At 57.4% G+C, this 18746-nt stretch carries 22 protein-coding genes; 12 read left to right on the top strand and 10 right to left on the bottom strand.

The window, feature by feature from the left end; translation table 11 throughout:
* Positions 1-76: 76 nt before the first annotated feature.
* Positions 77-325, bottom strand: coding sequence for an accessory factor UbiK family protein (locus tag AC2FJV_RS03805; protein WP_142636566.1), 249 nt, complete (start codon positions 323-325; stop codon positions 77-79).
* 97 nt (positions 326-422) lie between these two features.
* Here AC2FJV_RS03805 and lgt point away from each other — a divergent pair, with 97 nt between their 5' ends.
* The 3 genes from lgt to pgeF are packed head-to-tail and all read left to right on the top strand — an operon-like array spanning position 423 to position 3126.
* On the top strand, positions 423-1304 hold the full coding sequence (gene lgt / locus AC2FJV_RS03800) for a prolipoprotein diacylglyceryl transferase (protein ID WP_496712724.1): 882 nt from the start codon (positions 423-425) through the stop codon (positions 1302-1304).
* Positions 1304-2371 carry a class I SAM-dependent methyltransferase gene (locus tag AC2FJV_RS03795; protein ID WP_496712722.1) on the top strand — a complete coding sequence of 356 codons (1068 nt, stop codon included), beginning with the start codon at positions 1304-1306 and terminating at the stop codon, positions 2369-2371. The genes lgt and AC2FJV_RS03795 overlap by 1 nt, the downstream gene beginning before the upstream one ends.
* The gene (gene pgeF / locus AC2FJV_RS03790; protein ID WP_496689554.1) at positions 2368-3126 is read left to right on the top strand and encodes a peptidoglycan editing factor PgeF; all 759 of its coding nucleotides are present in this window, start codon (positions 2368-2370) and stop codon (positions 3124-3126) included. Before AC2FJV_RS03795 ends, pgeF begins: the two co-directional genes overlap by 4 nt.
* Positions 3127-3367: 241 nt before the next feature.
* On the opposite strand, the gene AC2FJV_RS03785 is transcribed toward pgeF, so the two are convergent.
* Entirely contained in the window at positions 3368-3547 is a 180-nt protein-coding gene (locus AC2FJV_RS03785) for a hypothetical protein (RefSeq protein WP_185956677.1), read from the bottom strand.
* A 305-nt stretch (positions 3548-3852) separates the two neighbouring features.
* Here AC2FJV_RS03785 and AC2FJV_RS03780 point away from each other — a divergent pair, with 305 nt between their 5' ends.
* A complete protein-coding gene (locus AC2FJV_RS03780; RefSeq protein WP_271949219.1) occupies positions 3853-4635 on the top strand; it encodes a Hint domain-containing protein in 783 nt (260 codons plus the stop codon).
* Positions 4636-4751: 116 nt separating this feature from the next.
* Here AC2FJV_RS03780 and AC2FJV_RS03775 read toward each other — a convergent pair whose 3' ends face one another.
* Positions 4752-5252 (bottom strand): Lrp/AsnC family transcriptional regulator, encoded by a 501-nt coding sequence (locus AC2FJV_RS03775; protein WP_142636556.1) that lies wholly within the window; start codon positions 5250-5252, stop codon positions 4752-4754.
* A gap of 225 nt (positions 5253-5477) precedes the next feature.
* On the opposite strand from AC2FJV_RS03775, the gene trxB reads away from it, so the two are divergent.
* The 4 genes from trxB (at position 5478) to AC2FJV_RS03755 (ending at position 10558) form a co-directional block, all read left to right on the top strand.
* A complete protein-coding gene (gene trxB / locus AC2FJV_RS03770; RefSeq protein ID WP_496677643.1) occupies positions 5478-6419 on the top strand; it encodes a thioredoxin-disulfide reductase in 942 nt (313 codons plus the stop codon).
* 4 nt (positions 6420-6423) lie between these two features.
* Positions 6424-6891, top strand: coding sequence for an RES family NAD+ phosphorylase (locus tag AC2FJV_RS03765; RefSeq protein WP_282021516.1), 468 nt, complete (start codon positions 6424-6426; stop codon positions 6889-6891).
* A gap of 60 nt (positions 6892-6951) precedes the next feature.
* Entirely contained in the window at positions 6952-8622 is a 1671-nt protein-coding gene (locus tag AC2FJV_RS03760; RefSeq protein ID WP_496712720.1) for an adenylate/guanylate cyclase domain-containing protein, read from the top strand.
* Positions 8623-8839: 217 nt separating this feature from the next.
* Positions 8840-10558 (top strand): bifunctional sulfate adenylyltransferase/adenylylsulfate kinase, encoded by a 1719-nt coding sequence (locus tag AC2FJV_RS03755; RefSeq protein WP_496712718.1) that lies wholly within the window; start codon positions 8840-8842, stop codon positions 10556-10558.
* A gap of 57 nt (positions 10559-10615) precedes the next feature.
* Here the strand turns inward: AC2FJV_RS03755 and AC2FJV_RS03750 are convergent, their stop codons facing one another.
* From AC2FJV_RS03750 to AC2FJV_RS03735, 4 genes are all read right to left on the bottom strand, one after another.
* Positions 10616-11476, bottom strand: coding sequence for a hypothetical protein (locus AC2FJV_RS03750; RefSeq protein ID WP_496712716.1), 861 nt, complete (start codon positions 11474-11476; stop codon positions 10616-10618).
* Positions 11476-12360 (bottom strand): PhzF family phenazine biosynthesis protein, encoded by an 885-nt coding sequence (locus tag AC2FJV_RS03745; RefSeq protein ID WP_496712714.1) that lies wholly within the window; start codon positions 12358-12360, stop codon positions 11476-11478. Before AC2FJV_RS03745 ends, AC2FJV_RS03750 begins: the two co-directional genes overlap by 1 nt.
* 92 nt (positions 12361-12452) lie before the next feature.
* Positions 12453-12677: a DUF1150 family protein gene (locus tag AC2FJV_RS03740; RefSeq protein ID WP_142636543.1), complete on the bottom strand. Its 225-nt coding sequence runs from the start codon at positions 12675-12677 to the stop codon at positions 12453-12455.
* Positions 12678-12682: 5 nt separating this feature from the next.
* On the bottom strand, positions 12683-13096 hold the full coding sequence (locus AC2FJV_RS03735) for an Hsp20 family protein (protein WP_142636541.1): 414 nt from the start codon (positions 13094-13096) through the stop codon (positions 12683-12685).
* A 163-nt stretch (positions 13097-13259) separates the two neighbouring features.
* On the opposite strand from AC2FJV_RS03735, the gene AC2FJV_RS03730 reads away from it, so the two are divergent.
* The 4 genes from AC2FJV_RS03730 (at position 13260) to AC2FJV_RS03715 (ending at position 15868) form a co-directional block, all read left to right on the top strand.
* A complete protein-coding gene (locus tag AC2FJV_RS03730) occupies positions 13260-13484 on the top strand; it encodes a YdcH family protein (protein WP_037308505.1) in 225 nt (74 codons plus the stop codon).
* A 76-nt stretch (positions 13485-13560) separates the two neighbouring features.
* Entirely contained in the window at positions 13561-14046 is a 486-nt protein-coding gene (gene purE, locus AC2FJV_RS03725) for a 5-(carboxyamino)imidazole ribonucleotide mutase (RefSeq protein WP_271949196.1), read from the top strand.
* Positions 14043-14798 carry an NAD(P)-binding domain-containing protein gene (locus AC2FJV_RS03720; RefSeq protein ID WP_496712712.1) on the top strand — a complete coding sequence of 252 codons (756 nt, stop codon included), beginning with the start codon at positions 14043-14045 and terminating at the stop codon, positions 14796-14798. The genes purE and AC2FJV_RS03720 overlap by 4 nt, the downstream gene beginning before the upstream one ends.
* Positions 14799-14800: 2 nt before the next feature.
* Positions 14801-15868 carry a 5-(carboxyamino)imidazole ribonucleotide synthase gene (locus tag AC2FJV_RS03715; protein ID WP_496701495.1) on the top strand — a complete coding sequence of 356 codons (1068 nt, stop codon included), beginning with the start codon at positions 14801-14803 and terminating at the stop codon, positions 15866-15868.
* A 1-nt stretch (position 15869) separates the two neighbouring features.
* On the opposite strand, the gene AC2FJV_RS03710 is transcribed toward AC2FJV_RS03715, so the two are convergent.
* Genes AC2FJV_RS03710 through AC2FJV_RS03700 form a run of 3 tightly spaced genes read right to left on the bottom strand, consistent with a single transcriptional unit; the run spans position 15870 to position 18672 of the window.
* Positions 15870-17021, bottom strand: coding sequence for an alpha-D-ribose 1-methylphosphonate 5-triphosphate diphosphatase (locus AC2FJV_RS03710; protein WP_496693885.1), 1152 nt, complete (start codon positions 17019-17021; stop codon positions 15870-15872).
* The gene (locus AC2FJV_RS03705; RefSeq protein WP_496712709.1) at positions 17018-17791 is read right to left on the bottom strand and encodes an alpha/beta fold hydrolase; all 774 of its coding nucleotides are present in this window, start codon (positions 17789-17791) and stop codon (positions 17018-17020) included. Before AC2FJV_RS03705 ends, AC2FJV_RS03710 begins: the two co-directional genes overlap by 4 nt.
* 38 nt (positions 17792-17829) lie before the next feature.
* Positions 17830-18672: a DMT family transporter gene (locus tag AC2FJV_RS03700; protein WP_496689542.1), complete on the bottom strand. Its 843-nt coding sequence runs from the start codon at positions 18670-18672 to the stop codon at positions 17830-17832.
* Positions 18673-18746: the final 74 nt, after the last annotated feature.

Genomic DNA, 18746 nt, shown 5'->3' with positions numbered 1-18746 from the left:
GCATGATGCACAACACCGCACAACCCAGAACCGGATTGAGCGGCGTTTGTCTTTTTTCGAAAATTTCGCGGGGGGATTATTCGCCCAGCTTGGCTTCCAACGCTGCAATGCGCGCCTCGAGCGCTGTGTTTTCCTCGCGCGCTTTCTGAGCCATGGCACGGACAGCGTCGAATTCTTCGCGTGTGACGAAATCGCGATCAGCCAGCCAACGGTCGATCATCGACTTCATGGCGTTCTCCGCCTCGTCCTTTGCGCCTTGGGCAACACCCATGGCGTTGGTCATGAGTTGGGAAACATCATCCAGAATCTTGTTGCGGGTTTGCATGGTTATCCTCCGATTTGGCGGTTGGTCTCTATATGGGGAATGATTGGCGCAGGCTCAAGGTTGACTTAACCCTCAAAGCCCGGGCAATGAGACGCACATGCAGGCTGTTCTGAATTTCCCCGATCTGTCGCCCGAACTTTTCTCGATCTCGCTGTTCGGGATGGAGTTCGCACTTAGATGGTACGCCCTCGCCTATATCGCCGGGATTGTGATTGCATGGCGCCTGGGGGTGATCGCCCTAAAGCGCCCCGCCCTGTGGCCCGACAAGGCGCCACCGATGCAACCCGCCCAGCTTGAGGATTTGATCACCTGGATCATCCTGGGCGTGATTCTGGGCGGGCGACTTGGGTTCGTGCTGTTTTATCAACCAGCCTATTACCTTTCGAACCCGATCGAAATTCTGATGGTCTGGCAGGGCGGCATGGCCTTCCACGGTGGATTGCTAGGCGTCGTCGTGGCCTCATATATCTATGCAAGACGTCACCAAATTTCGATTTTGCCGCTTGCTGATCTGATCGCGCATACCGTGCCGCCTGGGCTGTTATTGGGTCGTGTCGCGAATTTCATCAACGCCGAACTGTGGGGAAGGCCCAGCGACCTGCCCTGGGCCTTTGTATTCCCTGGTCCTGCCGCCCAAAACTGCCCGGAGGTTATTGGTCTTTGCGCCCGCCACCCCTCTCAACTTTACGAAGCCGCGCTTGAGGGGTTGCTGCTGGGCGTCCTGCTGTTGTGGCTGGTCTATCGCCGCCGCGCTTTCCTACGGCCCGGTCTGGTCACAGGCGTGTTTATGGCGGGCTATGGCGCATCGCGTTTCATTGTCGAGTTTTTCCGGCAACCCGATGCACAGTTTGCTTCGGCCGGAAATCCGCTTGGACTTGCCTGGCAAATGGGCGGCTACGGCCTGACCATGGGCCAGTTACTGTCTTTGCCAATGATTGCCTTTGGCCTTTGGCTGGCATCACGCGCTAAGGCCAAGTGATGACCCTCGCCAACCTCTTACAGGCTCGTATCGCACAAGACGGCCCGATGAGTGTAGCCGACTATATGACCGAATGCCTTCTGCACCCGACGCTGGGATATTACACCACCCGCGACCCCCTTGGCCCGCAGGGCGATTTCATCACCGCCCCGGAAATCAGCCAGATGTTTGGCGAACTAATCGGGCTCGGCCTTGCGCATTGCTGGATTGACCAGGGGCGTCCGGGCCGTTTCACGCTAGCGGAGCTGGGTCCCGGGCGCGGAACGCTGATGGCTGACATGCTGCGTGCGACACAGGGCGTGGATGGCTTTCACGCGGCGGCAGATATTGTTCTGCTTGAGGCCTCACCAACCCTGCGCACCATTCAGGCAAAGACGCTGGATGCCTATGCTCCACGCTGGATTACATCAGTCACCGATCTACCCGATTCCCCGCTTTTGCTGGTGGCAAACGAGTTCTTTGACGCTCTGCCCATTCGCCAATTCATCCGTGATGGCAGCGATTGGCGGGAACGTTTGATCGGGATGAAGGACGAATCACTGGCTTTTGGCCAGGGGCCGCGGTCGCCACAGATCGCTTTGAAGAACCGGCTTGAGGACACGCAGGATGGGGATCTGGTCGAGCTTTGCCCTTCGGCCATACCGATCATCACTGTGATCGCCGGACGGATCGCGACACACGGCGGGGCCGGACTGATCCTGGATTATGGCGACTGGCATTCGCTTGGGGATACGTTTCAGGCGCTGCATTCCCACAAGCCGATAGACCCTCTTTCCAGCCCCGGACAAGCTGATCTGACCGCCCATGTGGACTTCGAACCTCTGGCGAGCGCAGCGCGAGCTGCGGGCTGCGCCCATTCGCGCCTGACACCCCAAGGCGTTTTTCTGGAACGGCTGGGCATCACTGCGCGGGCGCAAGCATTGGCGAAACCACTCAGCGGGTCCAAGCTTGAGGCGTTGATAGCCGCACATCGCCGGTTGACGCACCCAGAAGAAATGGGAAACCTGTTCAAAGTACTGGGCCTGTACCCATCTTATGCCGCATTGCCACCGGGACTGGAATCATGACGCTGGAAATTCTGACTTCGGATCTCTTGTCATCCGTACGCCATGGTTTTTTCTGCCGCCGAGGCGGGGCCTCATCCGGGATATTTGCAGGGCTCAACTGCGGTCATGGATCATCTGACCAGACCGAGGCTGTCGCGATAAACCGTAACCGCGTAGCGGATGCGATGGAGGTCGATCCCGGATCCCTTATCGGGGTGCATCAGGTGCATTCACCGACGGTCATAACTGTTGATGGTCCCATCGACGGGGAAAAGCCTAAAGCAGACGCGTTGGTTACGGCCTATCCCGGGCTGGCGCTGACCATCCTCACGGCGGATTGCCAACCTGTTCTTTTTGCCGACACCCACGCAAAAGTGATAGGAGCTGCACATGCGGGTTGGCGCGGCGCGCTAGACGGTGTGCTTGAGGCCACGTTGGACTCCATGGAGGCGCTAGGAGCACGGCGCGAGAATACAGTGGCTGTCATAGGGCCCACAATCTCTCAAACTGTGTATGAGGTCGGACCCGAGTTCCTAGAAGAATTTGCCACTGAATCATCAGAAAACCTGCGATTCTTCGCAAATGGAACGGGTGATCGGATGCAATTTGACCTCCCGTCCTATGGGCTGCACCGGTTACGTCAGGCTGGTGTCGGGCATGCAGAGTGGATTCGTCATTGCACCTATTCGGACCCGAACAGATTCTATTCGTACCGCCGATCGGTTCATGCAAAAGAAGCCGACTACGGCCGCCTGATTTCCGCAATCAAACTGTGACGCGCGTCCTGATTGTGGCGAAATCGCCGCTTTTTCGCCACATTTGTTGTGTCTATATGAGTCGCCAAAATTAGGTTTTATTGCCCTCTCTCAGATGGTTATCTGCATATTTCCGAATGTGAGCGCGGCTAGATTAAGAAAAGGAAACAACCAACTTTCTTTTGTCCCAGATTCAACCCGCGTCAGCCTTATGGCCGCCTCAATATGGCGACACGTTAGGCTCAGATTGGGTCGTTAGGCACTAAGCCTTGAACGAGTAGGACAACAGGATGAAACAAAGATCCCGCTTTCTCAGCGCTGTTCTGAAAGCGTCCAGAGAGCAAAAACTGGAGATGCCGTGGAAGCGGGTTTCCAGCCGTTCTGCCAGTGTGGCGCGCCGTTTGGCTTCGCGACGCTGATTAGACAGGCCTACCAAAGCCATTCTGCCGGCTTTGAGGGTCAAGACACACAGCGGGGGTGCTCCGATCCGGTGTGTGGCGCTTCACAGACGCTTTCTGTGAATGTGTTTAGGGGTTTGTGTGCGTAGACAATTTTCGTCTGCGAGTTGTGAGTTTGTCTGGGGGGTCAATGTGTTGACCAAGAGTTTGCGAAATTCCATCGCACCGCGCGGCCGTTACAGCCGACGTCTCGAAGTCGCCATAGCATTCAAGACAAAGAAAACCGATCAGGCGGGCCTGTACGGGGGTTCAGCCTTCCTGAGCGGATGTTTGAGGGGACGGAATTAGTATGACTATTCCACATTCTTTGGCCCGCGCCGCCAGAAACGCCGTCGATACGTCGACAATGCTGCGCGAGATTCCAAGAAATACAACAAAACAAAAAGCGCAGCTGCGGCGCTATGAGGTCAGTTCATTGTTGAGCAATGGCGAGGTATCCCAAACCCGCCACATCGCGCCAGCGCTGCCCATGTTCGAGGATGCGTTTTGTGCCTTTACGCGGGGTTCGCTTGTCGAAACCGAAAACGGGCCGATAGCGATCGAAGATCTTTTACCTGGCGATACGGTTTTGACCCAGAATGGAACTTCGGAAACCGTGGTCTGGAAGGGCTCGGTTACTTTGATCCCCGGGCGCGAAGACTCGCGTGGTCGCACGCGCCCGCTGACACGCATCATGGCGGATACCTTCGGAATGCAAAAACCGATGTCAGGCGTGACTGTCGGTCCGGCTGCGCGCCTGTTAGGCACCCCAGCACATCTGCGGCACTTGTATGGCGGATCTCCTGTTTTGACGCCCGCACACGAGTTCCAAGACGGGATGGGCGTCATCGAGATGCTACCGCCTACCCCAATCGAATTGTTTCACATCTGTCTGAAACGCCATTCGGTTATCAAGGTAGACGGATTACAGTTTGAATCATATCATCCAGGCGTAAATGCGGTTCGGATGATCAGCCATTCGCTTCGCTCAATCTATTTGAACTTGTTCGAGCATGTCGAATCGCTGAATGACTTTGGCCCGCTGCAGTTACCGCGTGCCGGAGATGGAGAGGTGGACGCAATCACTGCCTGAGTTTTAACCAGTACTGCAAAGTGGGGGCTTTATGCAGATTTTAATTAGTTGGGTTTTGTTTCTGGTTGTCACGGCGATTCTGCCGCCGTGCACCAGCCGTCACAAAAGGATGCGCTTTACGCCGTCCGGTTCATTCGTTCTTCCAGGACGTCAAACGGTACACCGGGCTCGTCCTTAGCGCCGCGTATCACAAGTGAGGTTTTAACGCTGGCTACGTTTGGCGTGGTCAGCAACTCGCCTGTTAAAAACTGCTGAAAGCTGCTGAGATCAGGAGCGACGCATTTCAGAATAAAATCCACTTCGCCGTTCAACATGTGGCATTCACGGACAAGTGGCCACTCGCGGCAGCGTTCCTCGAATGCGCTGAGTTCGGCTTCGGCTTGGCTTTCCAGTCCGACGCTTGCAAAGACCTGAACCTCAAAACCCAGCTCACGCGCATTCACTTCCGCGTGGTATCCGCGGATAAGGCCCGAGTCCTCCAATGTGCGCACGCGCCGCAGGCACGGAGGCGCGGAAATTCCCACACGTTTCGCGAGCTCTACATTGGTCATGCGACCGTCTGCCTGCAATTCTGCCAGAATCTTGCGGTCAATCTCGTCCAGCCGTGTCGCGACCATAAAAAGCTCCTGAATTTTCGGTTGTTATATCAGCACCCAAGGGATGCGCAATAATGTTTCGCGTTTGCGCAATATTCTTTGGTTTTCCAGGTATTTTTCTAGCGCGAGTTGTGAAACGGATTCTCCGATACGGCACGAAGGGGCTTTAAGCGCCTCAAGGGGGTCGCTATATCCATTCGCCAAGGGGCCGCAGGCCCGTATCAGGCAGATCGAGTCGGGGGTATCATGGCCGAAACAAAACACACCAGGGTTCTGATAATCGGATCAGGACCTGCCGGTTATACTGCGGGCGTATATGCCAGCCGTGCGATGCTGGAACCGATCCTGGTTCAGGGCATCGAGCCGGGCGGACAGCTGACGACCACCACCGAGGTCGAGAACTATCCCGGTTTTACCGAAGTCCAGGGGCCTGATCTGATGATCAAGATGCAGGAGCACGCCGCCGCGATGGGGTGCGAGATCATCGGCGACATCATCAGCGATCTGGATGTCTCGAAACGCCCGTTCACCGCAAAGGGCGACAGCGGCACCATCTACACCGCCGATGCGGTCATTCTGGCCACTGGCGCGCGGGCGAAATGGCTGGGATTGTCCTCGGAAGAGAAGTTCAAAGGCTTTGGCGTTTCCGCCTGCGCCACATGCGACGGGTTCTTCTATCGCGGGCAGGAGATCGTTGTAATCGGCGGCGGCAATACCGCCGTGGAAGAGGCGCTGTTTCTGACCAACTTTGCCAGCAAGGTCACCTTGATCCATCGCCGCGATGAATTGCGCGCCGAAAAGATTCTGCAGGATCGGCTGATGAAGAACGACAAGATCGAGCCCCTGTGGTTCCACGAACTGGACGAGGTCACCGGAACCGATGCGCCTTTGGGTGTCGAAGGCGTGCGCGTCAAGAATGTGAAAACCGGTGAGATTCGCGAAATCCCCTGCAAAGGTGTTTTCATCGCCATCGGCCACGCGCCCGCGAATGAGCTGGTCAAGGACTCGCTGGAAACCCATATGGGCGGCTATGTGATCACCAAACCGGGCTCCACAGAAACCTCCATTCCAGGTGTCTTTGCTGCCGGAGACCTGACAGATCACATCTACCGTCAAGCCGTTACCAGCGCCGGGATGGGCTGTATGGCCGCGCTGGATGCTGAACGGTTCCTGGCCGAGCAGGATTAATCAGGTGATCGAATTCTCCGGCCCGATCTGGAGAATTCTGTTCCTGTCACAGATAGACGCCCCTTTGGCCCCAGCACGGGCGCCAGAGGGGCGTTTTCATTATGCGGGCCAATTCGCGCTTTATTCTTCGCTGAGCGCTGAGGGTGCCGAAATAGCCATCAAACGCTATGTCTGCCCATCCGATCCACCACGCATTCTTCAAAAATGCCGGATCACCGGCGCTCGGCTGGTAGATCTGCGGGGGCGCAGCGAAGCCTCGGTCGTGTGGCAGGATACCCACGAAAAAGAAGGCGCCTCACCCACCTGGCTATTTTCGGATGACGCCCGCGCCAAAGGCGCCGATGGCTTGCTATACAGCTCGCGATCCCGGCCAGAACTCAGTCATGCGGTTTTGTTTAGCACCTCGCCAGAGGTAGTGTGCCTGGATGGGGATCCGCATCCCTGGTTGCCGGGGCATAGAGGCTTCGCTTGACCCCCGCTCTGCGCCGTTACAGACTCTGAGATGCGAGCAAAACGAACACAGGTGAACCGAGTGAAAAGCGTACTATGGCAAGGCGGGTGGGCTACCCGGCTGAGGATCATGAGCGGCCTGATCCTGTTCATCTTTGCCTTCTTTCACTTCATCAATATCGGTCTGGGACTGTTTCATACTGATTATCTCCACGGAATGCAGAAAGGCCGCCATGTCATTACGCGCAATAACATCGGCAGCGCGATTCTATATCTGGCCTTGCTCGTGCATTTTGGGCTGGCGCTGTATTCGTTAGCTCAGCGCAGAACCATGCGAATGCCTTTCAGTCTGGGGCTACAGGTGGTGCTTGGATTTGTGATTCCACTGCAACTGATCTCGCACCTTGTTCACACCCGATACGCACATTCAGTTTTCGGGGTTAATGATGAGATGGGTTATATCATCGCGCTAATGTGGCCCAGCTATGCAATCTGGACACAAAGCCTGCTTTTGCTGGTGGTTTGGGTCCACAGTTGCATCGGTCTTCACATGTGGCTGCGCCTGACATCCTGGTGGCAAAGGACGCTACCTTATTTGATCGGGCTCGCCGTGTTCATTCCGTCTTTCGCTCTGGCAGGTCTTTTGACAGAGGGCCGACGCATCTGGGCTGATTTCGCCGACCCGTTTCTGCGCGATCAGTATATCGAACATTACAACTGGCCATCGCCCGAGGCATTTCAGGCTCTGATGGGTGTGAGGCAAGATACGCTGCTTGCATTCGGGCTGGCGGTTGGCGCTACATTGCTTGTGTTTCTGGTGCGCAAAATTTTGCGACGCCGGCATTCGGTGCGCATCAAATATGTGGAAGGCCCCGAAATTGTGGCCGAAAAAGGCATGACTCTGCTTGAGATTTCTCAGGCCAACGGCATTCCCCACACTGCGCTATGTGGTGGCAAGGGGCGCTGCACCACCTGTCGCGTTATTGTCGAGAATGGTGCAGATCAGCTCCCCGTCCCCAGTGAGATCGAGGCCCGCAGCTTGGCTGCCGTAAAAGCACCCGAAGGCGCACGCCTGGCCTGTCAGATCCGCCCGACCGAGCCAATCACGGCCTTTCGGATGTACAATCCCGGTAGCGGTCGCAATCGCGCCCATGCCAGTCAGGGGCAGGAACGTAAACTGGCGGTGCTGTTTCTGGACATGCGTGGGTTCACGGCACTGACCACCGGGCAGTTGCCCTATGACATCGTTTTCCTGCTCAACCGGTTCTTTGACGCCATCGTACCAGCCATCACCTCGGATGGGGGTGTGGTCGACAAGTATATGGGTGACGGGCTGCTGGCGGTGTTTGAAACCACCGATGCTGCAAGTTCAGCACGGGCCGGGATGAAAGCTGCAGCCAATGTCAGCCGCGCATTGCAACGGTTCAACGAACAACTCGAAACCGAGGGCAGCCCGCTTATCCGCATTGGAATGGGGTTACATCTGGGCGATCTGGTTCTGGGCGAAATCGGCGCCGTGGGCACTGCAAGCCGCACGATTATCGGCGACGCCGTGAATGTCGCCAGCCGATTGGAGGCCGAGACCAAGGGGTTGGGTGTCGAGCTTTTGGTTTCGGGCGATCTGCTGAAGGCAGCGGGGCATGACGGTTGGCAGAACGATCTGCGCCCCTTCCAGTTGCGTGGGGTAACAAGGCCAATTTCTGCCCTGCCGATCGAACGTGCATCCAACCTCACCCCCAAGATTGCCACCTGAGAACACACTCATTCAAACCGGTCTATTTGGCCTTGATCCAAGGGATTGTCGTCGGGTTTCGCGTCAAAATGTGGAAAATCCTTCCAATCCGGAGAAAAACCGCGCATATCGTCCTTTGTTTCATAAATCCATCTGGACTTCACCCGGCCGCCGGGGCACATGCCCGGCAAACGCCCCTGAATCACTGGCCAATCCATCCTTCGACAAGAGAATTCCCATGACGATGTTAAGCAATCTGGCGCCGATCTCTGAACTTTATGTTTCGTACGAGTCCGCACAGAAACTGAAAGTAGAAGCTGCCGACCTGACAAGCTGGGACCTGAGCCCTCGTCAGATCTGTGATCTGGAACTGCTGATGAATGGCGGGTTCAACCCGCTGAAAGGGTTCCTAAGCGAGGCCGATTACGACAATGTCGTCGAAAACATGCGCCTGGCCGACGGCACCCTTTGGCCGATGCCAATCACGTTGGATGTCCGCGAAGACTTCGCTGAGGGCATCAAACTGGGTCAGGACATTGCACTACGCGACCAGGAAGGTGTCATTTTGGGCACCATGACTGTGACCGACCGCTGGACGCCGAACAAGGCACGCGAGGCGGAAAAGGTCTTTGGTGCAGATGACGATGCCCACCCGGCGGTCAACTACCTGCACAACACTGCAGGCAAGGTTTACTTGGGCGGTCCTGTTGTTGGTATCCAACAGCCCGTTCACTATGACTTCCGCGCTCGCCGCGACACACCGAACGAGCTGCGCGCCTATTTCCGCAAGCTGGGTTGGCGCCGTATTGTTGCGTTCCAAACCCGCAACCCGCTGCACCGCGCGCATCAGGAACTGACCTTCCGTGCCGCCAAAGAGGCGCAGGCCAACCTACTGATCCATCCGGTTGTTGGTATGACCAAGCCGGGCGACGTGGACCACTTTACCCGCGTGCGTTGCTATGAGGCTGTTCTGGACAAGTACCCGGCCTCGACAACTTCGATGTCACTGCTGAACTTGGCGATGCGTATGGCAGGCCCGCGCGAGGCGGTGTGGCACGGGTTGATCCGCGCCAACCACGGCTGCACGCATTTCATTGTCGGCCGTGACCACGCAGGCCCCGGCAAGAACTCGGCCGGCGAGGATTTCTACGGTCCCTATGATGCGCAAGATCTGTTCCGCCAGTTCCAGGATGAAATCGGCGTTGAAATGGTCGATTTCAAACACATGGTCTTTGTGCAGGAACGCGCTCAATACGAACCGAATGACGAGATCGCCGACAAAGACAACGTCACGATCCTGAACATCTCGGGCACAGAACTGCGCCGCCGTCTGGCCGAAGGCCTGGAAATCCCCGAATGGTTCAGCTTCCCTGAGGTTGTGACCGAGCTGCGCAAGACCAAACCGCCGCGCAGTCAGCAGGGTTTTACCGTATTCTTCACCGGTTTCTCCGGCTCGGGCAAATCGACCATCGCCAACGCGCTTATGGTAAAGCTGATGGAGATGGGCGGTCGTCCGGTGACCCTGCTGGATGGTGACATTGTTCGTAAGAACCTGTCATCGGAACTGGGCTTCTCGAAAGAGCACCGCGACCTGAACATCCGCCGCATCGGCTATGTGGCCAGCGAGATCACCAAGAACGGCGGCATCGCTATCTGTGCCCCAATCGCACCCTACGCCACGACCCGCCGCGCCGTCCGCGAAGATGTCGAAGCGTTTGGCGCTTTCTGCGAGGTTCACGTGGCCACCAGCATCGAAGAATGCGAACGCCGCGACCGCAAGGGCCTGTACAAGCTGGCGCGTGAAGGCAAGATCAAAGAATTCACCGGAATTTCCGATCCCTACGACGTACCTGCCAATCCCGAGCTGAGCGTCGAGACCGAGAATGTGGATGTAGACAACTGTGCCCACCAGGTTCTGCTCAAGCTGGAAAGCATGGGTTTGATCGCCGGATCGTAACCTGCGCAAAGAATCAAGCAAAAGGCCCTCGGTTTCCGGGGGCCTTTTTCTATTGGATTATAGTTCTGCCCGAATGGCGGCGACAGCGCGTCCTTCGAAATCACCAAATTCCGCCGCTTTGGACTGGCTGGCCCGCAGGGCATCTAGACACGCGGCATATTCATCGACCGAAGCGGCTTGAATCGCACTCCGAATGTCGGCCTCGGAATCGCACAGGACCATCCCGGATGTGTCGAAGAAATCACCAATATTGGGACAGCCCCAATAGATCGGCACAGTCGAGCACAAAATCGCGTCTGTCAGCTTTTCCGAAAAGTAATTCCGCTCCCGCACATTCTCGATCACCACCGAATAGCGATATGGGGCCAGCCCGTCAGACTTCAAGTCAAACGGAGTATAGCCACGCCCCATAATATCGACATCTGCCCCGGATTCACGAACCCAGTCGATCACGGAATGGCGCAGCTGATGTCCTTCGAGATCACGTTTGGCCGAGGCGATCAGAGAACAGGATTTAGATTTCTCAACCAAAAGTTCTTGCCAATCAGGCACCATCGTCACGCCATAAGGCAGAAACACGGCGTTTGGGATACCTTGCAACAAAACATCATGAAAGGTCAGCACCCGGAAGAACCGCCGCCACGTATAGCGCAACATGCGATCATGTTTAGCATGGATGGCCGAAGGTTCTCCCATCATCAAAGATATCCGCGCACGTGTTCCCCGACGAAGACGCAAATGTACGGTGGAATTGGGGTACATGATCAGATGGTCCGTGTGCGCAAGATCGCCCACTGTTTTTCCGATCAGACGATCCGGGCAACCTTCGGGCCAGGTCAGTTCCGACAAAGGAACCGTGGCCAGTTTCGGCCCTAACCGATGCCCATAGGGCAATATGGCGATTGCAGGTTCTGTCATCATCCGGCATCTGGCAAATTAACCTGACCCCGCATCAGGATATGCCCGCGACCGGCGACCTTGATGCCTGTCATCGCATCCGATGGACCAGCTCGGGTAACAGTCGCCTGACCGGGGCGCCCCATATCATGGCCTTGCTCGGCAATAAAAACGTCCTTTGGCATCAGCCCATGTTTCCAGAGATACGCCGCCATCGCACCAGTGGCAGATCCGGTAAACGGATCCTCGGGCGGGCTGGGCGGGGCCAACAGCAATCTCGAGAATGTATCGCCTGCTTTGGTCGCGCCTTTGAGCGTTACAAGAAAGGGTTCGGCCATATCGGAGCCGGAAAAGCCCGCCTTTTCGGCAATCTCGCGCAAAGACCTTTCGACCAGTTTTGCCGCGCGCAGGGCGTCGTGATCACGAAGAACAGTGACACAGAAGGGCAGCCCGGTAGAAACAAATTGCGGAGGCGAGATGATCGCCTCTTTGGGCAGACTGATGGCAGAGGCGACCAGCTCGGCGGGAACATAGGCGCCGAATTGTGGTGCAATCTGCGTCATCTCGATTTCATCACCGCTGATGCAGATCGAAACGATCCCCGCGCCGGTTTCAAGCGTCAGGGTATTGCCTTGCAGCATTCCTCTGGACTGCATTGCAGCTACGGTGGCGATCGTGGGATGCCCGGCAAAGGGGATTTCGCGACTGGCCAGAAAATAACGAACCCGGAAATCGGCCACATCGGACGGGCCAGTAAAGGTGCATTCAACCAAGGACGTCTCGCGCACATAGGCCATGCAGACGTCTTCGGACAGAGCTGCCCCACCATGAACAACAGCGCAACCATTGCCACCAAAGGCGCGATCGCTGAAGGCGTCTACCCAGTCAAAGTCGAACCAGTTCATGTGTCGTGCACTCCGATATTCGAACCATCATAGGTTCGACTGTCTCGCCCGACAGGCCATGGATGTCACGAGGAAAACGTACGGAGGCCGCTTTAGTGCACGGCCACCGGTGAAAAATCATGCTCGCGCGCCAGGTTAAACGCCAGCTTGCGATCAGCAACCAGTGCCAGTTGCTGGCCGTCGGCATCGTGTACCGCATATAGCAGGCTCAGATCTCCGGCCTGTTCGCGAACTTCCCGAGGTAGATCGGCGACTTCAACTGTTTTGACATAGACGATCCGATCGCCTTCGGCGTTGATTTCAAACGGTGTATTCATTGCTCTTACCCCTTCCTTATGTTGATCGTTTGCACCACGGTTTCGGGCACGGCGCGGGTCAGATCCACATGCAGCAGACCATTTTCAATGATCGCTTCGCCAACCTCGACCCCATCGGCCAACACGAACATGCGCTGAAACTGACGTGCCGCGATCCCACGGTGTAGAAAGATACGTCCTTCGCTGTCGTCGCGCTGACGTCCCCGGATCACCAACTGTCGATCTTCGATGGTAATCGACAGGTCCTCTTCTGCAAACCCAGCCACAGCCAGGGTAATGCGGTAGGAAAAATTCGAGGTCTGTTCAATATTATAGGGCGGATACCCCTCATTTCCGGCCTTTGCAGACCGCTCCAGAAGGCGTTCCAACTGCTCGAACCCCAAAAGATGCGGGTATGAGCCCAGAGTAAGTTTAGACACGTATTTTCGTCCTTTATTGCCAAAGCGACGTGTTGTGCGGCCCCATTCTGGCAACCGCGTATAATAGAATATGGGAATATACAGCGATGTCCACAAGGTCTGGCCGGATCAAGCCTGACACACTATCTTGTGTGACAAGCACCACAACAACTCTGAGTCGCCAATGAACGCGCCCACCGATCTTTCGATGAAAACTGATGAGGTTCTGCGGGTAGAGCTGGAAGTTTTCCGCCGTCAACACCGTGATCTTGACGAAGCAATCGAGGCGCTTCAGGCCACTGGCACCTCGGATCAACTGACGATCAAACGGTTGAAAAAGCAGAAACTGCGCCTGAAAGACATCATTCGCCTGATCGAAGACCGCCTGACCCCGGATATCATCGCCTGAGACATCTGAACCGCATTGCCACAAAGGCGGATTTGGCTATAGTTCGCGCTCTTTCGGAAGGCAGGGACGCAAGCGGATGAGCGACGTTAAAGTGGGGATCATCATGGGAAGCCAGTCAGACTGGTCCACGATGAAAGAAGCCGCAGATATTCTGGATGAGTTGGGCGTGGCCTATGAAAAACGCATCGTTTCAGCGCACCGCACCCCAGATCGCTTGTGGGACTATGGCAAGACTGCTGTCTCGCGCGGATTGCAGGTGATCATTGCAGGGGCCGGCGGGGCCGCGCATTTACCGGGTATGATGGCCTCGAAAACACGCGTTCCTGTGATCGGCGTTCCGGTGCAGACGCGGGCACTGTCTGGCGTCGATTCGCTCTATTCCATTGTTCAGATGCCCAAAGGGTTCCCGGTTGCGACTATGGCGATCGGGTCGGCAGGCGGTGCCAATGCGGGATTGATGGCCGCTGGCATTCTGGCGCTGCAGGATAACGCTCTGGCCGACCGGCTGGATGCCTGGCGCGACGCGCTATCGGCCTCAATCCCCGAAGAACCCGAGGGATGAGCCGGATCGGATTTATCGGCACGGGCCATATTGCGGCCCCGATGGTGCGTTTTTTGGCCCGTAAAGGGCACGAGATCTCCGTGACAGAACGCAATGACCAGGTTTCAACCGCGCTAAAGGCTGAACTGGGTGTGTCTGTCACGACGCCACAGGCCGTGATTGATGCATCCGAGATCGTGTTCCTGTGCCTGCGCCCACATATCGCTGCGGACGTTCTGGCCGCCTTAACGTTTCGATCCGACAATCAGATCGTCTCGGTCATGGCAGCAGTTTCGAAAGATGAACTAACCGAGCTCTGCTCTCCGGCGCCGGCAATCGTGCAAACCATTCCGCTGGGATTTTTGGAAGCCGGTGGCTGCCCGCTGGTCGCTTTCGGCAACGATCAACTGCTGGCCGATTTGTTCGCACCGGAAAACCCGGTGATCAAGGTCGCAGATGAGGCGGCACTGAACGCCCATTTCGCCATTTGCGCCATGGTTCCCGGCCTTCTGGACCTGATGGCGACCGGAGCAACTTGGCTGGGAGACACAACCGGAGACGCAGCCGGGGCCGAATTCTACACCACCCAGTTGGTATCGGGCTTTCTGCACGCGATGGATAAGAAGGCCGCAGGCCGCCTAGAGGCCGAACGCGATGCGCTGGCCACTGACGGCACGCTGAGCCTGCAAATGACACAGACCCTGCAAGATCAGGGCGCGCACAAGGCATTGCACGGAGCACTTGGCGCTATTGGCAAACGTTTGGAGAGTTGAGAATGGTGGAAATGCTTGCCCCCGGCGCGACAATCGGGATTTTGGGCGGCGGTCAACTGGGCCGTATGCTGTCCGTTGCTGCAGCCCGGCTGGGTTTTGTGTCGCATATTTATGAACCCGGTGCGACCCCGCCTGCGGGTCATGTGGCGGATCGTGTGACCACCGCCTCTTATGATGATGCCGAGGCCCTCAAGGCCTTTGCCGAAGCAGTCGATGTCATCACCTATGAGTTCGAGAACATCCCCACCGAAGCACTGGACATTCTGGAAGTCCACCGCCCCATCCGCCCGGGGCGCGAGGCGCTGCGGGTCAGTCAGGATCGACTGAACGAAAAGGCTTTCTTGCAAGGGCTGGGCCTGAATACCGCACCCTTCGCCGATATCACGGATCTGGACAGCCTGAAGGCTGCGATTGACCAGATCGGCACCCCTGCCATCCTGAAGACCCGCCGATTTGGCTATGACGGCAAGGGACAGGCCCGGCTACGCAGCACCGATGACGCTGAAACTGCTCTGGCAGACATGGCGGGTGCGCCTGCGATCCTGGAAGGCTTTGTCGATTTCAGCCATGAGGTTTCGATCATTGCCGCGCGCGGATTGGATGGTCAGGTCGCCTGTTTCGACCCCGGTGAGAACGTGCATCGCGATGGCATTTTGCATACCACCTCCGTCCCTGCCCGCCTGCCCGCAGCAAAGCGCACAGATGCGATCCTGTTGGCGGCAAATATCCTGAACGCCTTGGACTATGTCGGCGTCATGGGGGTCGAGTTGTTCGTGACCCCGCAGGGTCTGATCGTGAACGAGATCGCACCGCGCGTGCATAACTCGGGCCATTGGACACAGAATGGCTGCGCGGTGGATCAATTCGAGCAACATATCCGTGCCGTGGCAGGCTGGCCTCTGGGCGACGGGCAGCGTCATTCAGACGTGGTGATGGAGAACCTGATCGGCGACGATATGGACCGCGTACCTGAACTCGCGACCGAACGTGATGTTGCGCTGCATCTTTATGGCAAGGCCGAGGTGAAGGCAGGCCGCAAGATGGGTCATTTTAACCGCATCACGCGGTAAATCAGCCGACAAACCGCGCGGCGATATCCCCGGCCATATAGCTGACGCGCCCGGCAGCCAGCGTTGCCGCGACACGGTTTGTATCTGCCTCCAGAATGACCAGATCGGCACGCTGCCCGGGGGTGAGCGTGCCGCGATCTTGCAACCCAAGTACGCGGGCTGGCCCTGACGACACCAGCGCCCATGCGCCCGCCATGTCCAGAAGGCCGGATTTGGCCAGCATCAAGGCTGCCCGGCGCGGGCTGGGATAGTGATAATCCGAGGCCAGTGCATCGCACAGCCCCATCGCAATCAGGTCCAGCGCGCTAACATTCCCTTTATGCGACCCGCCGCGCACCACATTGGGCGATCCCAGGATGATGTGATCCCCGGCGGTGCGGGCGGCCTCGGCGGCTTCCAGCGTTTCGGGGAACTCTGAAATCCGCGCGCCCCGCGCGCGCCAATCGGCGCGAGTTTGGGCTGTGGCGTCATCGTGGCTGCCCATCCGGACGCCCTGCTTTGTCAAAGCAGTACAGAGTACATCCAGTGCGGTATACACCTCATCCCGGCGAGCATGCATCGACAGCAGCATTTCGAAATGCACCTCGGGATTGCGACCGGCCTTGAGCGCCTGTCCGGTCAGACGCGGGGGCTTACGCCCCTCAGCCAGACGGTCATGCGGCAGGTGGTCGTTGAACACGACATAGGGCACCTGCCAAGCCGCAATCTTTTCTGCCAGTCCGGCGTAATTGTCCAGCATATGCGTTTCGAACCGAAGCTGGGGCATCAGATCGGTGACGGTGTGGTCCTTGACTGCCGCAATGGCATCAAACACCTGCCCTGCGAACTCAGGCCCGCGCACCCCACCTTCCCAACTGTAAAACTGGGCCAGAACGGCTGTGGTGATGCCATTGGCCGCCAGTTCAGCCTCGACCGAGAGGATCCCTTCGTTCATCTGCTTCATGGCACCGCGACGGGGCGCGATGTGCCGTTCAAACCCATCACCATGCAGGTCGATAATACCGGGCAGAACCAGATATCCTGACAGGTTGATCTGCCGCCCGGCAGGGCCTGTCTGAACCACGCCATCGGCAATAGACAGATCGGCATCCGTCAGCCCCTCGTCGGGCAGAAGAACCTCTGCACCGGTCAGGGTCAGGCTTAATGCGGTCATTGCGTGGACTCCGAGTCAGGTTCCGAGCAATCCTGTCCGATGCAGATCTCATCAATAGCTTCCATCACCCCGTCAAGCCAGGTGATCTGCGGGTCGAACTGGCCGAATTCGATGAAGTGCAGGGCCTGAGCTATGACCCGCGGATTGTTCATCATAAACGTGTGGGTCACCGGCAGAACCAGGTGATCAGTCATTCCTTCGACCTTGGTGCTTTCAACGGAAACCTTACCGTCATCAGGCCCATCAATCAGTGAAGAAAATACCGGGTTTAAGGAGTTTTCGCCGGCGATAACACCTAGTTCAAAATCCACCGGCGGTAGACGACCCGGGATCCCTTCGGCGCCTGTGCCCAGTTGAAGGCCCGCAGGTCCGTTGAGATAGCCGAACACCTCCCACGCGCTAAGTTCATCGACCAGTTGGCTGCCCTGATTGGGCGGCCCCAGCATGATGACACGACCCAGGTTTTCCGGGCTATGATCCTTGAGCCAATAGCGCAACAAAATGCCGCCCATCGAATGTGCTACCACATTGACAGTGTCATCGCCACAAGCCGCAAAGGCATCAGGAATGGTTTGTTCGGCCAGTTCGGGAATACCGATCTCGGTCGAGGGATAGCCCGGGCGCACAACCGAATAGTCATGTGACTTGAACAGCTGCTCCATCACGGTGAAAGAGGCCTCGGTCCGCGCAAGACCATGCAACAAGACCACGCATTTCGCGCTGGCCGCGGCGGGGAGCAGAAAGATAAGCAGGGCGATCAGAATTTTCATAAGCGCCAGATAATGTCTTAGCGCCGCTGATGAAAGCCCTACCCCCGCTGACGTCGCAGCACCGCCAGCGCAATGCCGCCCAACACCAGCGCTGCGCCAATCAAAAGCCGGGCCTCTGCTGTTTCGCTCAGCAAGAGGACACCGCCCAGAATAGCAATCACGGGCACGCTCAACTGCACCACAGCTGCAACGGTCGGTGCCAGTTGGGGCAAAACATGGTACCACAACGCATATCCCAGCCCCGAAGTGACCGCCCCGGATATTGCCGACAGCAACAAACCGGTGCCCGTCATCTGCCAACCTCCGCCGAACAGCAGCAAAGCTCCGGCCGTCACCGGAAGGGCAATGACGAAATTCGCCGCCGTCCCGGCAAGCGCATTTGGCTCGGACCGTCCCGCCAGAGAATATGCTGCCCAGCCAATCCCGGCAGCGCACATCAGGGCGGCTCCGACCGGATCCACCTGAACCGTGCCCGACGGCCAAAGCACATAGGCGAGGCCACCCAGTGCAATCGCCGCTCCCAGAAGTTGCTGTCGTGTCGGTGAATTTCCAGTCACGGCAGTGGCCACGAACATCGTGATTTGCACTATCCCAAATAGGATCAAGGCGCCCAGCCCGGCATCCAGTGTAAGATAGGCGATCGAGAACCCGATCATGTAAAGCGACAAGGCGCCAGCGCCAATGAACCGGCGAGGGCTGCGCAACGGCAGGCTGCCGCCACGTATCAAAACCAGCACCGCCAGCATCAGCGCCCCTGCCAGAACGCGCATAACCGCAAACCCCGCCGGGTCGCTATCGCCGCCTTCAACGGCCATCCGGTTCAGAATGGAGTTCGCTGCAAAGGCGCACATGGTGAGGGCGGTCAGAAGGAACAGTCGCATATCAACCCGATACCGGTTTCACACCGGTTTGGGTACTCACTTTCCTGAAGGGACCGGTTAGACCGTCGACCTCG

It is taken from the genome of Ruegeria sp. CDSA241 (genome assembly GCF_059611265.1).
The sequence above is the reverse complement of the archived record's forward strand: the minus strand, read 5'-3'. Positions and strand labels throughout refer to the sequence as shown.

Excerpts from the sequence above, each read along its gene's own strand:
- AC2FJV_RS03730 (WP_037308505.1), top strand. The coding sequence starts at position 13,260 with ATGAACGCGCCCACCGATCTTTCGATGAAAACTGATGAGGTTCTGCGG.
- AC2FJV_RS03775 (WP_142636556.1), bottom strand. The coding sequence starts at position 5,252 with ATGGTCGCGACACGGCTGGACGAGATTGACCGCAAGATTCTGGCAGAA.
- AC2FJV_RS03740 (WP_142636543.1), bottom strand. The coding sequence starts at position 12,677 with ATGAATACACCGTTTGAAATCAACGCCGAAGGCGATCGGATCGTCTAT.
- AC2FJV_RS03715 (WP_496701495.1), top strand. The coding sequence starts at position 14,801 with ATGGTGGAAATGCTTGCCCCCGGCGCGACAATCGGGATTTTGGGCGGC.
- trxB (WP_496677643.1), top strand. The coding sequence starts at position 5,478 with ATGGCCGAAACAAAACACACCAGGGTTCTGATAATCGGATCAGGACCT.
- AC2FJV_RS03705 (WP_496712709.1), bottom strand. The coding sequence starts at position 17,791 with ATGAAAATTCTGATCGCCCTGCTTATCTTTCTGCTCCCCGCCGCGGCC.
- AC2FJV_RS03750 (WP_496712716.1), bottom strand. The coding sequence starts at position 11,476 with ATGACAGAACCTGCAATCGCCATATTGCCCTATGGGCATCGGTTAGGG.
- AC2FJV_RS03780 (WP_271949219.1), top strand. The coding sequence starts at position 3,853 with ATGACTATTCCACATTCTTTGGCCCGCGCCGCCAGAAACGCCGTCGAT.
- purE (WP_271949196.1), top strand. The coding sequence starts at position 13,561 with ATGAGCGACGTTAAAGTGGGGATCATCATGGGAAGCCAGTCAGACTGG.
- AC2FJV_RS03710 (WP_496693885.1), bottom strand. The coding sequence starts at position 17,021 with ATGACCGCATTAAGCCTGACCCTGACCGGTGCAGAGGTTCTTCTGCCC.
- AC2FJV_RS03700 (WP_496689542.1), bottom strand. The coding sequence starts at position 18,672 with ATGCGACTGTTCCTTCTGACCGCCCTCACCATGTGCGCCTTTGCAGCG.
- AC2FJV_RS03785 (WP_185956677.1), bottom strand. The coding sequence starts at position 3,547 with ATGGCTTTGGTAGGCCTGTCTAATCAGCGTCGCGAAGCCAAACGGCGC.
- lgt (WP_496712724.1), top strand. The coding sequence starts at position 423 with ATGCAGGCTGTTCTGAATTTCCCCGATCTGTCGCCCGAACTTTTCTCG.
- pgeF (WP_496689554.1), top strand. The coding sequence starts at position 2,368 with ATGACGCTGGAAATTCTGACTTCGGATCTCTTGTCATCCGTACGCCAT.
- AC2FJV_RS03755 (WP_496712718.1), top strand. The coding sequence starts at position 8,840 with ATGACGATGTTAAGCAATCTGGCGCCGATCTCTGAACTTTATGTTTCG.
- AC2FJV_RS03795 (WP_496712722.1), top strand. The coding sequence starts at position 1,304 with ATGACCCTCGCCAACCTCTTACAGGCTCGTATCGCACAAGACGGCCCG.
- AC2FJV_RS03720 (WP_496712712.1), top strand. The coding sequence starts at position 14,043 with ATGAGCCGGATCGGATTTATCGGCACGGGCCATATTGCGGCCCCGATG.
- AC2FJV_RS03805 (WP_142636566.1), bottom strand. The coding sequence starts at position 325 with ATGCAAACCCGCAACAAGATTCTGGATGATGTTTCCCAACTCATGACC.
- AC2FJV_RS03745 (WP_496712714.1), bottom strand. The coding sequence starts at position 12,360 with ATGAACTGGTTCGACTTTGACTGGGTAGACGCCTTCAGCGATCGCGCC.